Source organism: Bacillus sp. XT-4 (genome assembly GCF_050864245.1).
In the GTDB taxonomy this organism is placed as follows: domain Bacteria; phylum Bacillota; class Bacilli; order Bacillales; family Bacillaceae; genus Bacillus; species Bacillus altitudinis.
In genome coordinates this window covers 460,461-474,939 of sequence record NZ_JBPAFI010000002.1, presented here as the reverse complement: position 1 = coordinate 474,939, position 14,479 = coordinate 460,461, and the positions used below count along the sequence as shown (strand labels likewise).

Sequence of the window (14,479 nt, the reverse complement as noted above, 5' to 3'; positions counted from 1 at the left end):
TTAATATGACAGCGGAGGTTATGTATGGGTAAAAGAATATTTCTGTTTATATTAACGAACATTCTTGTTATCACTACGATTGGTATTGTCCTATCGGTTATTAGTGCAGCAACTGGTGTTGGTTCTTATATAGGAGCAGACGGAAGACTTAATATCCTTTATCTTCTTGTATTCAGTGCAGTTGTTGGTTTTGTAGGCTCGTTTATGTCACTAGCGATGTCTCGCTGGATGGCAAAAATGATGATGGGTGTGCGTGTGTTAAATCCAGAAAAGGATTCTTTAACATATGATGAGCAGCAGCTTGTTGACCGCGTTCACAGACTATCAAGAGCAGCAGGCCTTTCTAAAATGCCTGAGGTCGGTATTTACCAATCATCTGAAGTAAATGCTTTTGCGACAGGTCCTTCTAAGAGAAGATCGCTTGTTGCCGTATCAACTGGATTGCTTCATGAAATGGATGATGCAGCAGTTGAAGGGGTTATCGCTCACGAAGTCGCTCACGTAGCGAACGGTGACATGGTCACAATGACGTTACTTCAAGGAATCGTCAACACGTTTGTTGTCTTCCTTTCAAGAATTGCGGCATGGATCGCAAGCCGTTTCGTTTCACGTGAAGAGCTTGTGCCGATTGTTCACTTTATCGCTGTGATCGTCTTCCAAATTATTTTCTCTATCTTAGGAAGCCTTGTCGTGTTTGCATATTCTAGACATCGTGAATTCCATGCAGACCGCGGCGGTGCGGACCTTGCAGGAAAAGATAAAATGATTCATGCGCTTCGTTCACTAGAGGCGTATACATCAAGAATTAAAGATGATGATCAAGCAGCTGTTGCTACACTGAAAATCAGTGGTAAAAGAAAAGCTTCTCTTTTCTCAACACACCCTGATTTAAACGAAAGAATTAGAAGACTAGAAGCAAAATAAGAAAGATCAAAAGACATTCTGCGTAAGGATGTCTTTTTCTTTTTGATGAAAAAGTAAATAAAGCACAAAATACCTTTAAAATCTTCTCTCTTTTCATTAAAATGATAAAGTATTCGAAAAGAAAGATAAAAGAAGGAATAACCATGAATCCAATGAAAAAACTAATTGACCGGCTGTCGGCTTTTCAGCTGATTGCCCTTTACTATTTTCTTGCTGTGACTGTGTCGTTCATTCTACTCAGTCTGCCAGTGGCTCACCAAGAAGGAGTCAAATGGACATTTATTGATGCGCTATTTACAGCTGTGAGTGCTGTCAGTGTCACGGGTCTGACTGTTGTCGATACGTCACAAACATTTAGTGTGACCGGGATGTGGATCCTTGCATTTGTTTTGCAAATCGGTGGTATCGGCATTATGACACTTGGTACATTCGTCTGGCTGGTTATGCGAAAAAGGATCGGCATTAAAGAAAGAAAATTAATTATGGCAGACCAAAACCAGAGCAACTTATCAGGAATTGTAAAACTCATGAAGCAGGTCTTATATTTAATCTTGCTGATTGAGTTTGTAGGCGGTCTGATTTTAAGTATGTATTTTCTAAAGTATTACGATGTGCAAGGCGCTTTTTTACACGGATTTTTCTCTAGTATCAGTGCAACAACTAATGGAGGCTTTGATATTACAGGGAATTCGTTAATTCCTTATAAAGATGACTATTTCGTACAATTTATCACGATGCTGCTCATCATTTTTGGCGCTATTGGCTTTCCGGTACTTGTCGAAGTAAAGGATTATTTATTCAATCAAGACCGAAAACATGCATCGTTTTCATTGTTTACGAAAATTACAACGATTACGTTTGGTCTCCTTGTTGTCGTTGGGGCAATCGGGATTTATGCACTTGAAGCCCGGTTTACTTTTCTAGGGAAGAGCTGGCATGAAATCTTGTTTTATTCTTTGTTTCAATCAACAGCTACCAGAAGTGGCGGGCTTTCGACATTAGATATTACGCAATTGACAGAGCCGACACTGTTATTTTTATGTTTGCTGATGTTTATCGGGGCATCTCCAAGCTCGGTAGGGGGCGGAATTCGGACAACCACGTTTGCCCTTAATTTACTTGCTCTGTTTCATTTTGCGAGAGGAAATAAGTCCATTAAAATCTTTAAAAGAGAGCTTCATCAAGCGGACATTAATAAATCCCTCATGGTGACGATGATGGCCTTTATTTTAGTGTTCGGTGCTACGTTTCTGTTAACTTTATCAGACCATCATACACTTCTTGAAACTTTATTTGAAGTTTGTTCTGCCTTCGGAACAACGGGACTGTCGCTCGGAATTACGTCTGACTTGTCCGTATTTGGTAAGTGTATTATTATGGTCGTCATGTTTATAGGACGGATTGGAATTCCAAGCTTCTTGTATTTAATTGGCCGCCGGGAAAGTGAAGCGAATTATCATTATCCGAAAGAGCGTGTGATCATCGGCTAACCAGCATTCCTACTGAATGCTGGTTTCAGCGTGTAGACAAACCCTCGCATTCTTTGTCAGTCCTGCGTGCTGGTGCTCACGAATGTGAAATTCGCTCCGCGCCAGTACTCGTCCTTCCTAGACTGCAAAGGTTTTCTATCACGCTGAAAAGAAGACAAAGAGTTAAAATAACGATCATTTTAACTCTTTGTCGACAATCAGACCAGCATTCCTACTGAATGCTGGTTTTTTTATTTCCATTATATAACTGGCTAAATCACAAAGGATGTTCGCAATCTATAGGTAAGAGGTGAAAGAGACGTGCTGGATGTGTTATGGAAAGCAATTGTAATGCTGCTCGTTGGTACCTTGCTGCTGAGAATAGCAGGGCCTAAATCCATTAGTCAATTAACGGTTCAACAGACAGTCATCATGATTTCGATTGGATCGATTATTATCCAACCCTTTATTGAGCATAATTTACTTGAAACCATTTATGCGGCCGCCATTTTTATTGTGGCGCTTGTGATTATGGAAAAGCTGTCGATCCAATTTGATTTTTTTGAAAAATTGGTTTCAGGGAAGTCTGTGGTGATTTTAGAGGATGGAGAAATGCTTGATCACAAGCTAAAAAAAACGCGACTGACAAGGGACCAATTCAAAATGCGCTTAAAGCAGCAGGGCATCACAGACATCAGCAGTCTCAAAAAAGCAACGCTAGAAGCGAATGGGCAAATTGGATATGAGTTAAAGCCTGAGGAAAAACCAGTGACAGTCAAACAAATGAAAGAGCTGTTTGATCAATTGAGCGAAGAACTAAACATGTTAAAAAGGAATGATGACAGATGAAAAGAAAAACAGCAAAAAATGAAGCACTCACGAATAATATGACGCCTACAGAAAGCATGGCACACGATCAAGGACAAACACAATTTGACGAGCAATCAGAAGACCGCCAGGCGAACCGAAATTCTCATCAAGGGAAACAGGGGGGAGCATCTCGTGACTAAAAAACATGTGAAAAGTAAAGATATGAAAGACCATAAAAAACCGATGAACCCCGATATCTTGCAAGAGGAATTTGGCAGCGAGCTGGGAGATATAAACAGCAGTAAATGGATTGATACCTTAATGAAGCCTAAAAAAAACGATGAATGTCATACTGAACAGAAAAACAAAAAATAAATAGAAAAAAACGATCCTGAGAGATCGTTTTTTCTATTTAATATAACTGTTTTGTCTGCCAGTAATGGTTCGCATCAGGCTGGTCATTTTGAGCTCGATGACTGGTTGTGCAACAGTTTTAACAAATGTACTAGATAGGGTAAAGGTTAAGAGGACCGTAAGCAGCAATAGAATCAATACACTTGCCGTATTTAGAGCCCAATCATCAAACCAAGTCGTTCTTAAAAGCTTAATCACAAAGCCATGAAGTAAATAGACATATAATGTTCTTGTGCCCCATTTGGTAAAGAAGAACCGGCGTGTAGGGACTAATGCAAAGAAACTAAAGGTAGCAGCAAATGCAAGTAAATACCATGCCATTCGTTTCATCGCTGCAATGAGTCCTTCATCTCCAAGAGAAGCGTACGATTGTGACCCAAATAAAAAGGAATAATCGAATTCATAAAAATAGCAAAACATGAACACGGCCATCAGTACAAGAAGTGCAGTCAGTTTCCCTTTGCTTGTTCGGATAAATTCAAAGTGCTGCTTTTTTAAATAAAAGCCAGCTAAAAACATCGGCAAAAAGACAAACGTACGAGATAGGCTGAGCGTATCACTAATGCTGTCCACGTAACCGACAAGTAACGCCATCGATAAACTAACGATCATTGCCCAGTGGAATGGCAGTTTTGAAAAAGGAATGAGTAGTAAGTTCCAAAAGAATAAACTGATTAAAAACCATAAAGACCATTGTGGATCAATCGGATTTAAGTTAGAGATGCTTTGATCCTGTAAGAAATAATAATACACAGAATAGATGACCTGAAAAATCAAATATGGGATGATCAGCTTAACTGCGACTTTTTTCATAAAACCTGGTTTTCTAAAACCTTTGGCAAAGAAGCCAGACACCAATATAAAAGCGGGCATATGGAATGTATAAATAAATTTATATAAGTAGAGTATCCAGTCATTATCATGTATGAATGACCGTAACAAATGACCAAAAACAACTAGAAAAATCAGAAGAAATTTTGCATTATCGAAATAACTGTCTCTCGTTGACGTCATAACATCACCTTTCCTGCTTCATTTCGAACATAAACGTTCTAAGTGCACTGTTCCCTCATTTGCCCCATTTTAAAATACAAATTGGCTCATTTCGCTATTTGATGTGAAATTGTAGAACGGTTGTAAAAGAAGCGTAAGAAAAGAGAATCGTTATACAATCGTGTCATCCAAATGAAACAAATGAAGCAAGCCTCGTGTAAAAAGTTCTCTTTTTTTATGAGTCGAATGAAGGAACAATGAAAATCTTGTAGAAATATTGTAGAGGAATGAGGCTGGAAAAGGAGTGTAAGAGAATGACTGAAACGCTCGATGGCGCGAAAGATATCAGAAAATTAGAAAAAGAGAACGAATATTTGCGAAATGAATTGATACAGCACAAAATGCTGTTAAATAAGACGTTAGATGCCATTTTTATATTTGATCAGCACCTCAACATTATTCAAGCCAATGAAGCGACATGTAGGCTTGTGCAAACACCGAAAGAAGACCTCCTCAATAAATCCGTTCTAGATTTCCTATACGGCATCCCGAAAAACAAAATTGACTGCTCACTTGAGATTTTTTTTCGAAAAGGAACTTTAAAAAGAGAGATCTCCATTCAACTTGAAAATGGAGAGACAAAATATATTGAATTTGCAGCAGAGCACGACGTGGTGAATCAACAATATATTGTCGTCATGCGTGATATTTCTTCAAAGAAAATATTAGAGCGAGAACGCTCGATGAATGAGCAGCTGTTTAAAGATTTATTTGATCGAGCGATTGACGGTATGGTCATTTTTGATCAGGATGGTTGTATGATTGACGCCAATCACTCTTTTTGCCAGAGCTTTGAACTTCAAAAAACAGATTTAACAGACTGCTACTTAAATGAATTTGTTGAAGAAGAAAATCTTCCAGCGCTCCAGCAGCTCTTAACTTCATTGAAAGAAACAGGGAAAGCAAAGGGAGAACTTCCTGTTACCCTTCAATCTGGGCAGCACAAATTATTCGAACTGACCATCACATCCAATGTGATGAGCGGTTTTTACATGTCCATCATGCGTGATATTACAGAAAAAAGATTAATGGAAGAAAAGCTGCTAAAAAGTGAAGAACGTTTTAGAGAAATATTCGAAAATGCGATGGATGCCATCATCATTTGGGCGGATGATGGAGAAATTGTCAGGGCAAATGAATCAGCCTGCCGAATTTTTGAATTACCGATGCATCAGCTGATTGGCAAGAAACTCATGGATTTTCTAGTCAAATCTGATCGCAGATACCGGCCGACAAGAAGACGGTATATCAGGAATCTTGAAATCAGAGAAGAACTTCTCTTTAGAATGGCGAATGGCCAATTCAAAGAGCTTGAGTTCACCTCTAAGCATGCGGTATTAGAAGGACAGCACTTAACCATTCTACGGAATGTCAGTGACAGAAAGCGAATGGAAGAGGAGCTGCGAGAAAGTGAGCTCAAATTCCGTAAAGTATTTAATGGCTCTATGGATGGCATTGTTCTTTTCGATAATCAATACCGGATTATTGATGTGAATCCATCCGCAAGTGAACTGCTTGGCCTCAAAGATGATCACTTAACGGAAATGAATCTTTTTCATATCCTTGCGCCATATCAAATTGAAAATTTGGCGCAGCCAGCTCAGGCGATGTCATTAGATGAGATGGACAATGAAGTTCCATTTGTGCTGAACCATCCAGATCAACGTATTTTGGAGTTTTCTTTTAAACGAAATATTATTCATAACATGAATTTGGCCATCTTTAGAGATGTGACTGAACGCAAGGAATTAGAGGAGCGGGTAAGAAAATCGGATACGCTTCATGTTGTCGGAGAGCTTGCTGCTGGAATTGCCCATGAAATTAGAAATCCAATGACGGCTTTAAAAGGCTTCATTCAGCTGCTCAAAGGAAACATTGAAGGGGAGTATTCGCTCTATTTTAATGTCATCACATCAGAGCTAAAAAGAATCGAATCCATCATTACAGAATTTTTGATTTTAGCGAAACCGCAGGCCATCATCTATGAAGAAAAAAATGTCGTGCAAATTGTCAAAGACACGATGGACCTTCTTCACGCACAGGCCAATCTTGGCAATGTACAAATGCATTTAGATGTGCTGGATGATATTCCGCTCATCTACTGTGAACAAAATCAATTGAAGCAAGTTTTTATTAACATTTTGAAAAATGCGATTGAAGTAATGCCTCAGAAAGGAAATGTATACGTGAGCATTCAAAGGAAGGGGGAGGAGCACATTGTGATTTCTCTTCGTGATGAAGGCTGCGGCATGACAGAGGATAAACTAAAGCGTCTCGGAGAACCATTTTATACAACAAAAGAAAGAGGCACTGGACTTGGGTTAATGGTTAGTTATAAAATTATTGAAGAGCATCAAGGAACCATTGAAGTAGAGAGTGAAGAAGGGGTCGGAACAGTGTTCCATCTCACGCTTCCACTCCGGCAGCAGAAACAAGAAGGGGAGCTTTAATGTGTATTATACAGTCTATACCGCACCAATCGGGGCATTATACATACTAGAGAAAGATGGTGCCATCATTGAAGTGAAGTTTGATGATGAATCGTTTTTGGTCAAAGAGCAGAGAGACCGTTTTAAACAAGAAGACACGCCTGTATTAAAAGAAGCGAAAAAACAGCTGGATGAATATTTTAAGGGCGATCGGAAAGTGTTCGATCTCCCGCTCAAGCAAGCAGGTTCTCCGTTTCAAGAGCAAGTGTGGGAGGCACTTTCTACTATTCCGTATGGTGAATCAAAAAGCTATGCTGATATTGCAGAAGCGATCGGCAATCCAAAGGCTGTCAGAGCCATTGGACAGGCTAATAGACGCAATGCATTGCCTATTTTTATCCCGTGTCACCGGGTCATTGGAAAAGACATGACTCTGACTGGTTATGCAGGGACGAAGACAGGGATGAAAGCGATCTTGTTAGAATTAGAAGGCATCCCATTTGTTCAAAAATAAATGAATTGACCTGTTCCAAATGTTTAGTGAGCGACATATCCTTTTATTAAGCTAAAAAAGTTGGTCTAGGGAAAAAGGAGGCTGCTAACATGTTATGGGGCAAAAAAGATAAAATGTACGCTGTCACATCACTATGTGTCAAAATGAACGTGTTGACAGAAGAACAGAAAAAAGAAATATTAGCAAAAACGAACGAAACAAAAAAGCGCGGTGCTCTTAAATGATAAGAACTCCGCGCTTTTGTTTGATTAAAGTGACACGCTTTCGGTGAATAGTGCATCAATCTCTTCTGTATAGTTGGAAGTGATAATGCCTTTTTCTGTAATGATTCCGGAAATGAGGTGATGAGGAGTGACATCAAAGGCAGGGTTAAATACCTGCACGTCAGGAGGCGCAATTTGGATGCCGTTTAATTCCTTTACTTCCTGCGGGTCGCGTTCTTCAATCGGAATATCTGATCCATCCTGAGTTGACACATCAAAGGTCGAAAGAGGCGCTGCCACAAAAAATGGAATTTGAAAGTGTTTAGCCAAAATAGCCAGACTTAACGTTCCAATTTTATTTGCTGTATCACCGTTTCTAGCGATTCGATCTGCACCAACAATCACGGCAGAAATTTGTTTTTCTTTCATCGTATGGGCTGCCATATTATCCGTGATAAGCGTCACATCTACACCGCCCTGCATCAATTCCCATGTCGTCAGACGAGCGCCTTGAAGGACAGGACGTGTTTCACATGCGTAAATGTGAAGATCGAGGTTTTTCTTTTTCGCTAAATAAAAGGGTGCAAGCGCTGTTCCGTACCGGCTTGTGGCAATCGAGCCTGCGTTACAAATGGTCATAATTCGATCACCAGATTTAAAGAGCTGAAGAGCATTTTGACCGATTTGCCGACATGTTTCTTCATCTTCGATTTGAATTTGAATGGCTTCATGGACAAGATCAGTTTTGGCTGCATTCACCGAAGCAGCACGCTCAATGCGCTGATAAAGCCGGTCTAATGCCCAGGCAAGGTTTACAGCGGTTGGACGAGCACTGTTTAAATATTCTTTCAGGCGAGCGACTTCTCGCTTAAAGAGATCAATGTCTTCTGTATCAATCTCTTGTGCACTAAGTGCAAGCCCAAAAGCCGCTGTAATGCCAATAGCAGGTGCTCCGCGCACTTTTAGCGTCACAATGGCATCATACACATCTTCTTTTGTATATAAATGCTCAAACACGGTTTCAGCAGGTAATTTTTGCTGATTCAAAATGTTGATACGGTTTTCTTCCCATTCGACGGAACGGGGAACTTCAAATTCTTTAGACAAAACTCGTCACTCCTTTACAGTTTGCTGGAATAATGCGACGAGGTCAGACGCTGTTTCCACTGCTTGATATTGTTTGATGAATGTTTTTCCTAGTGTAAGTGCTGCTTTTTTCTGCTGAAGCCTTCTAGAATGTGATGGAATCGCATCGAGATCAGCCGCATGCGCAAGACCGATGGTTCGGCGAACAAGCTCACAGCCAGCAAAGCCGGTGGCTTCTTTTAAAATACGGTCAAACGTTGTTTCTAAAAAGCTGTCCGATACACTAAACGCTTCAATACTGTCTTCTTTCCATGCTTTTGTGAACACTTCTTTGAATGTTGCCCATACATTGACGACATGATCAAAAAGGTGCTGCTGATCCTGCTCATTCTCATGAGATAAAGCATTGATGAACAGATTGGCAATAAAGTGACCGATATCGAATCCGAAAGGACCGTAAAAAGCGAACTCTGGATCAATGATTTTCGTTTCCGTTTCGTTTGCAAAAATACTGCCTGTATGAAGATCTCCATGTACCAGTGTTTCAGCAGAGGTTAAGAAGATCCGTTTCAATTCGGCTGCTTTTGCTTGCAGTTCAAGATCAGCCCATAGTGCTTGTGCCTCTTCTCTTAATTCCTCTTCGAAGTCATTCGTTTCGCTGTCAAAGAAAGGATCTGTGAAGACGAGTTTTTCTGTAATGTCACAAAGATCAGGATTCGTAAACTGTTTCACGAATTGTTTTTTGATTTTAGGATTTGTGGCAAAGTCAGACGTGTAAAATAGTATTTTGCCTAAAAATTCTCCGACATGATCTGATAAATACGGGTATTGTTTTCCGGCAATTAGCCCTTTTCTGACGATTTCAAGGTGTGATAGATCCTCCATTGCCGTCACTGCAAGAGCTGTATCCGAATAATAGACGGCTGGTACGAGATGTGGTGCATACTCTGATTGCTTGATGAGTGCTGCACTTTCAATTCTTGCGCGGTCTAATGTCAGCGGCCAGCTTTCTCCAACGACTTTTGCGTAAGGAAGGGCCTGCTTGATAATCAGTCCTTTTGCTTGTTTGTGATCATAAATATGAAAGACGTAATTTAAATTTCCGTCGCCAATTTCAGTACATGTCAAATGACTGCTCTCTCGAATCAAGCCAAGTCTAATGGCAAGTGCAACTGCCGAACTTTCTGTTAATTCTTCATATGATGCCGTAAGTGTAACCAATTGCTTCCCCTCCAAATCATATAAAAAAGCCTCTTTCTCCTGAGAGAAAGAGGCTTGATGGCGTGTATGCTCGAAGCCTCTCTTATCTCTCAGCACATACGTCTGATGGAATTAGCACCGTGCCCTATAAGACAATGAATTGTCTTGGCGCTGTTCTTGCTGCGCCCCACTTCACAGTGGTATTAACGGTCGGTTGCTGTTGGGGTCAAAAGGCCAAATCCCTCGCCCAACTCTCGATAAGAGAAATCAATATGTAATTGTTTCATGTCTGCTTGCATTTCTTAATTCTAGATATTATCAGAGCTGCAGTTCACATGTCAATCTTTTTTCAAAATTGCTTTACAATTCATAAAACAATCCATTACAGTGATTGTATTGTCACGTAACTTGAATAGAAGGTGAAAAAATGGAATTCCAGCAATCAGATGTATTGAAACATTTACCGAAACAATTTTTTGCGTCGCTTGTTCAAAAAGTGCAGAAGAAAATGCAGGAAGGGGCAGATGTGATTAATTTAGGTCAAGGAAATCCTGATCAGCCCACTCCTCCACATATTGTGAAAGCGATGCAGGAAGCGGTAGCAAAACCTGAAAATCATCAATACTCCTCATTCCGCGGGACAGCGAAACTAAAGAAGGCTGCAGCTGCTTTTTATGAAAGAGAATATGGCGTCACGCTTGACCCAAAAACAGAGATTGCCATCTTATTTGGAGGGAAAGCGGGACTAGTCGAATTGCCTCAATGTTTACTGAATCCAGGTGATACGCTGCTTGTTCCAGATCCAGGATATCCAGATTACTGGTCAGGCGCTGTGCTTGCCGGAGCTCGCATGGTCACAATGCCTCTTCTTGAACAAAATGATTTTTTACCTGACTACCACCAACTGTCTAAGGAAGATAAGAATCAAGCAAAATTGATGTACTTAAATTACCCAAATAATCCGACTGGTGCGACTGCAACCCGGACATTTTTTGAAGATACTGTTGCGTTTGCGAGTGAAAATAAGATGTGTGTAGTCCATGATTTTGCATATGGTGGCATAGGATTTGACGGCGAAAAGCCCCTCAGTTTCCTGCAAATAGACGGAGCAAAAGAGACAGGTATTGAAATCTATACATTGTCCAAAACGTATAATATGGCTGGCTGGAGAGTCGGTTTTGCAGCAGGGAATGCCTCTGTTATCGAAGCCATTGAGCTTTATCAGGATCACCTGTTTGTGTCACTGTTTAAAGCAACTCAAGATGCAGCAGCAGAAGCACTTTTAAGCGATCAAACGTGCGTCCAAGTACAAAATGATCGGTACGAAAAAAGACGAAACACTTGGATTGCTGCATGCAAAGAGATTGGCTGGGACGTCAGTGCGCCAAAGGGCTCTTTTTTTGCTTGGTTAAAGGTGCCTGAAGGGTATACATCTGAAACTTTTTCTGATGTATTATTAGAAAAAGCACATGTTGTTGTTGCACCGGGGAATGGCTTTGGTGCTCACGGTGAAGGCTACGTCAGAGTCGGTCTTTTAACAAGTGAGGAGCGGCTAAAGGAAGCCGCTGATCGTATCGCTGCCTTGCAGTTATTTGAAAAAAAGCCATTGACAACGTAAAAAAATGGTGCGATAATTCAGGCAATATTTAAGAAAATTGAATATTCTTATCAAGAGTAGGCAGAGGGACTAGCCCAATGAAGCCCGGCAACCGACTTCCATGAAGCACGGTGCTAATTCTTGCAGCAAGCGCTGAGAGATAAGATTCGGATGAATGAGACGAAACCTCTTTAACGCGCTGATCAAGCACTTAAAGAGGTTTTTTTATTGACCATATACAGGACGCAATCGAAAGGGGATTCCTAGTGAGTGAACTACTGGCAACATACGTATTAACACATCGAGAGGATGAACAAATAGACCGAAAAGCAGAGCAGATCGCACTTGGGTTAACGGTCGGGTCATGGACGGACTTGCCGCAGCTCAAAAAGGAGCAGCTGAAAAAACATAAAGGCCGTGTGGTGAGCGTAAAAGAACAGTCCAAGGCAATTGGTGGTCTGTATCAATCAGAGGTGACCATTGCTTATCCTGAGGCGAACTTTTCAGCTGATATACCAGCGGTGTTGACGACGATTTTTGGAAAGCTTTCACTGGATGGGAAAGTAAAGCTCGTCGATATTGAATTTTCGGAAAGGTTTAAAAGCTGTCTGCCAGGACCGGTATTTGGCATTGAGGGGCTACGAAAGAAAGTAGGCGTGTTTGATCGGCCGCTATTGATGAGTATTTTTAAAGGCGTGATCGGCCGTGATATGGAGGATTTAAAAGAACAGCTCCGCTTACAGGCTTTAGGTGGAGTAGACTTCATCAAAGATGATGAGATTTTATTTGAAAGCCCATTAGCGCCTTTTGAAGATCGAATCAAGGAAGGAAAAAAGATATTAAAAGAAACATATGAAGAGACAGGACATCGCACGCTTTATGCTGTTAATTTAACTGGTAGAACTTTTGATTTGAAAGATCGAGCAAGAAAGGCAGCCGAACTCGGGGCTGATGCGCTATTATTCAACGTTTTTGCCTATGGACTTGATGTCATGCAAAGCTTGGCTGAAGATCCAGAGATCCCATTGCCGATCATGGCACATCCGGCAGTGAGCGGTGCAATGACATCCTCTCCAGACTATGGATTCTCGCATTCTCTTCTTTTAGGCAAATTAAATCGATATGCTGGCGCTGATTTAAGTCTTTTTCCCTCTCCTTATGGATCAGTCGCCCTTCCGAAAAAAGATGCCATGGGCATTTTCGAAGCATGTGTGAAAGAGGATACAGTTCAACAAACATTTCCTGTCCCTTCAGCAGGCATTCACCCGGGAATGGTGCCGATCTTAATCAAAGATTTTGGACTTGATCATGTCATTAATGCAGGCGGGGGAATTCACGGACATCCGCGGGGAGCAATCGGAGGAGGGAAAGCCTTTCGTTCGATCATTGATGCGGTGGTCAAAAAAGAGTCTATCGAAGAAAAAGCATCAACTTGTCAAGACTTACAAGCAGCACTTGATCTTTGGGGAAGGGTAGCAGAATAAATGAAAAAACCAATTGTATGTTGTGATTTTGATGGCACGATTACGAAAAATGATAATATCATTCGCATCATGAAGCAGTTTGCTCCAAAAGAATGGACGAAATGGAAGGATGGTGTTCTAGCAAAAGAGATCACGATCCAAGAAGGCGTCGGGCAAATGTTTCAGTTACTGACGAGTGATCAGAAAGAAGCCATTCGGTCATTTATTTTAGAGGATACAGAGATTCGTGAAGGATTTGAACAGTTTGTCTATGATGTCAAAAAAGTAGACATTCCTTTCTATGTACTCAGCGGCGGTATGGACTTTTTTGTCTACCCTATCCTTGAAGGGATTGTCGAACAAGAGAATATTTATTGTAACCATGCATCATTTAAAGAAGACCATATTCAAATTGAATGGCCGCATGCTTGTGATTCAGAATGCCAAAATGGCTGTGGCTGCTGCAAGCCTTCCATTATTCGAGAGCTGACGCAGGAAGATGATTTTATTATCATGATTGGTGATTCAGTGACTGATATTGAGGCAGCGAAACATGCGGATCTCACGTTTGCGCGTGATTATTTACTGAACGAATGTAAAGAGCTAGGGCTCGTACATAAAGAGTATGAAACATTTGTTGATCTAAAAGCGCAATTTGATCAAATAAAGGAAGTGAAGGAATGGCAGACGAGAAGAGTAAACGCTGGAAGGAACTAGCAGACGTCAAACGTGAATTGGCACAAAGAGACTGGTTTTACGGAACGAGCGGCAATTTATCGATAAAAGTGTCGGATGATCCCATCACGTTTTTGGTGACGGCAAGTGGCAAAGATAAACGAAAAGAAACCGATGAAGATTTTGTTCTTGTTGATGCAGCAGGTCAGCCGGTTCATCCGAATGAGCCGCTCAGGCCATCAGCTGAAACACTGCTTCACACATACGTTTATGAGCGGACGAAAGCAGGATGTTGTCTTCACGTCCACACGATCGATAACAATGTCATTTCTGAGCTGTATGGCGATAAAGGAGAAGTTCGTTTTAAAGGCAACGAAATTATTAAAGCGCTTGGTTATTGGGAAGAGGATGCAGAAGTCACTGTTCCTATTATTGAAAACCCAGCTCATATTCCGCACCTTGCAAAACAATTTGCAGTGCACCTGACGGACGATGCTGGTGCTGTACTCATTCGTAATCATGGCATCACCGTTTGGGGGAAAACCGCATTTGAAGCCAAAAGAGTCTTAGAGGCTTATGAATTTTTATTTACCTATCATTTGAAAGTAGCGCTTTATCAAAAGCAGCTTGTTAAATAAAAAG

Annotated in this window: 15 protein-coding genes and 1 riboswitch; of the genes, 12 read left to right on the top strand and 3 right to left on the bottom strand. The window is 40.9% G+C overall.

Annotation, left to right across the window (positions count from 1 at the left end):
• The first annotated feature begins 24 nt into the window (after positions 1–24).
• The 5 genes from htpX (at position 25) to ACRRMM_RS07615 (ending at position 3,578) form a co-directional block, all read left to right on the top strand.
• Positions 25–924, top strand: a complete 900-nt coding sequence (htpX, locus tag ACRRMM_RS07635; protein ID WP_019743079.1) for a protease HtpX — start codon at positions 25–27, stop codon at positions 922–924.
• Positions 925–1,067: 143 nt separating this feature from the next.
• On the top strand, positions 1,068–2,414 hold the full coding sequence (locus ACRRMM_RS07630; protein ID WP_007498761.1) for a TrkH family potassium uptake protein: 1,347 nt from the start codon (positions 1,068–1,070) through the stop codon (positions 2,412–2,414).
• Positions 2,415–2,714: 300 nt separating this feature from the next.
• Positions 2,715–3,242, top strand: coding sequence for a DUF421 domain-containing protein (locus ACRRMM_RS07625; protein ID WP_019743078.1), 528 nt, complete (start codon positions 2,715–2,717; stop codon positions 3,240–3,242).
• Positions 3,239–3,403, top strand: coding sequence for a hypothetical protein (locus ACRRMM_RS07620; protein ID WP_008346124.1), 165 nt, complete (start codon positions 3,239–3,241; stop codon positions 3,401–3,403). The genes ACRRMM_RS07625 and ACRRMM_RS07620 overlap by 4 nt, the downstream gene beginning before the upstream one ends.
• The gene (locus ACRRMM_RS07615; RefSeq protein ID WP_017359457.1) at positions 3,396–3,578 is read left to right on the top strand and encodes a hypothetical protein; all 183 of its coding nucleotides are present in this window, start codon (positions 3,396–3,398) and stop codon (positions 3,576–3,578) included. Before ACRRMM_RS07620 ends, ACRRMM_RS07615 begins: the two co-directional genes overlap by 8 nt.
• A 33-nt stretch (positions 3,579–3,611) precedes the next feature.
• Here the strand turns inward: ACRRMM_RS07615 and ACRRMM_RS07610 are convergent, their stop codons facing one another.
• The gene (locus ACRRMM_RS07610) at positions 3,612–4,631 is read right to left on the bottom strand and encodes an acyltransferase family protein (RefSeq protein WP_007498757.1); all 1,020 of its coding nucleotides are present in this window, start codon (positions 4,629–4,631) and stop codon (positions 3,612–3,614) included.
• A 293-nt stretch (positions 4,632–4,924) separates the two neighbouring features.
• On the opposite strand from ACRRMM_RS07610, the gene ACRRMM_RS07605 reads away from it, so the two are divergent.
• The 3 genes from ACRRMM_RS07605 (at position 4,925) to ACRRMM_RS07595 (ending at position 7,837) form a co-directional block, all read left to right on the top strand.
• Positions 4,925–7,120, top strand: coding sequence for a PAS domain-containing sensor histidine kinase (locus tag ACRRMM_RS07605; RefSeq protein ID WP_236810410.1), 2,196 nt, complete (start codon positions 4,925–4,927; stop codon positions 7,118–7,120).
• A gap of 1 nt (position 7,121) precedes the next feature.
• Positions 7,122–7,613, top strand: coding sequence for a methylated-DNA--[protein]-cysteine S-methyltransferase (locus tag ACRRMM_RS07600; protein ID WP_081114183.1), 492 nt, complete (start codon positions 7,122–7,124; stop codon positions 7,611–7,613).
• Between the two features lie 89 nt (positions 7,614–7,702).
• On the top strand, positions 7,703–7,837 hold the full coding sequence (locus ACRRMM_RS07595; RefSeq protein WP_017359454.1) for a hypothetical protein: 135 nt from the start codon (positions 7,703–7,705) through the stop codon (positions 7,835–7,837).
• A 24-nt stretch (positions 7,838–7,861) separates the two neighbouring features.
• Here the strand turns inward: ACRRMM_RS07595 and mtnA are convergent, their stop codons facing one another.
• Entirely contained in the window at positions 7,862–8,923 is a 1,062-nt protein-coding gene (mtnA, locus tag ACRRMM_RS07590) for an S-methyl-5-thioribose-1-phosphate isomerase (RefSeq protein ID WP_017367119.1), read from the bottom strand.
• Between the two features lie 6 nt (positions 8,924–8,929).
• On the bottom strand, positions 8,930–10,123 hold the full coding sequence (gene mtnK, locus ACRRMM_RS07585; RefSeq protein ID WP_428828911.1) for an S-methyl-5-thioribose kinase: 1,194 nt from the start codon (positions 10,121–10,123) through the stop codon (positions 8,930–8,932).
• 406 nt (positions 10,124–10,529) lie between these two features.
• On the opposite strand from mtnK, the gene ACRRMM_RS07580 reads away from it, so the two are divergent.
• The 4 genes from ACRRMM_RS07580 (at position 10,530) to ACRRMM_RS07565 (ending at position 14,475) form a co-directional block, all read left to right on the top strand.
• Entirely contained in the window at positions 10,530–11,720 is a 1,191-nt protein-coding gene (locus ACRRMM_RS07580; RefSeq protein WP_135226810.1) for a pyridoxal phosphate-dependent aminotransferase, read from the top strand.
• 44 nt (positions 11,721–11,764) lie between these two features.
• Positions 11,765–11,866, top strand: a riboswitch (SAM riboswitch).
• Positions 11,867–11,965: 99 nt separating this feature from the next.
• Positions 11,966–13,183 carry a 2,3-diketo-5-methylthiopentyl-1-phosphate enolase gene (gene mtnW, locus ACRRMM_RS07575; protein WP_428828912.1) on the top strand — a complete coding sequence of 406 codons (1,218 nt, stop codon included), beginning with the start codon at positions 11,966–11,968 and terminating at the stop codon, positions 13,181–13,183.
• A complete protein-coding gene (locus ACRRMM_RS07570) occupies positions 13,184–13,879 on the top strand; it encodes a 2-hydroxy-3-keto-5-methylthiopentenyl-1-phosphate phosphatase (protein WP_144684384.1) in 696 nt (231 codons plus the stop codon).
• Positions 13,843–14,475, top strand: a complete 633-nt coding sequence (locus ACRRMM_RS07565; protein ID WP_050827214.1) for a methylthioribulose 1-phosphate dehydratase — start codon at positions 13,843–13,845, stop codon at positions 14,473–14,475. The genes ACRRMM_RS07570 and ACRRMM_RS07565 overlap by 37 nt, the downstream gene beginning before the upstream one ends.
• Positions 14,476–14,479: the final 4 nt, after the last annotated feature.

Coding starts and splice junctions, on each gene's coding strand:
- ACRRMM_RS07595 (WP_017359454.1), top strand. CDS start 7,703: ATGTTATGGGGCAAAAAAGATAAAATGTACGCTGTCACATCACTATGT.
- ACRRMM_RS07570 (WP_144684384.1), top strand. CDS start 13,184: ATGAAAAAACCAATTGTATGTTGTGATTTTGATGGCACGATTACGAAA.
- ACRRMM_RS07605 (WP_236810410.1), top strand. CDS start 4,925: ATGACTGAAACGCTCGATGGCGCGAAAGATATCAGAAAATTAGAAAAA.
- ACRRMM_RS07565 (WP_050827214.1), top strand. CDS start 13,843: ATGGCAGACGAGAAGAGTAAACGCTGGAAGGAACTAGCAGACGTCAAA.
- ACRRMM_RS07630 (WP_007498761.1), top strand. CDS start 1,068: ATGAATCCAATGAAAAAACTAATTGACCGGCTGTCGGCTTTTCAGCTG.
- htpX (WP_019743079.1), top strand. CDS start 25: ATGGGTAAAAGAATATTTCTGTTTATATTAACGAACATTCTTGTTATC.
- ACRRMM_RS07580 (WP_135226810.1), top strand. CDS start 10,530: ATGGAATTCCAGCAATCAGATGTATTGAAACATTTACCGAAACAATTT.
- ACRRMM_RS07620 (WP_008346124.1), top strand. CDS start 3,239: ATGAAAAGAAAAACAGCAAAAAATGAAGCACTCACGAATAATATGACG.
- ACRRMM_RS07610 (WP_007498757.1), bottom strand. CDS start 4,631: ATGACGTCAACGAGAGACAGTTATTTCGATAATGCAAAATTTCTTCTG.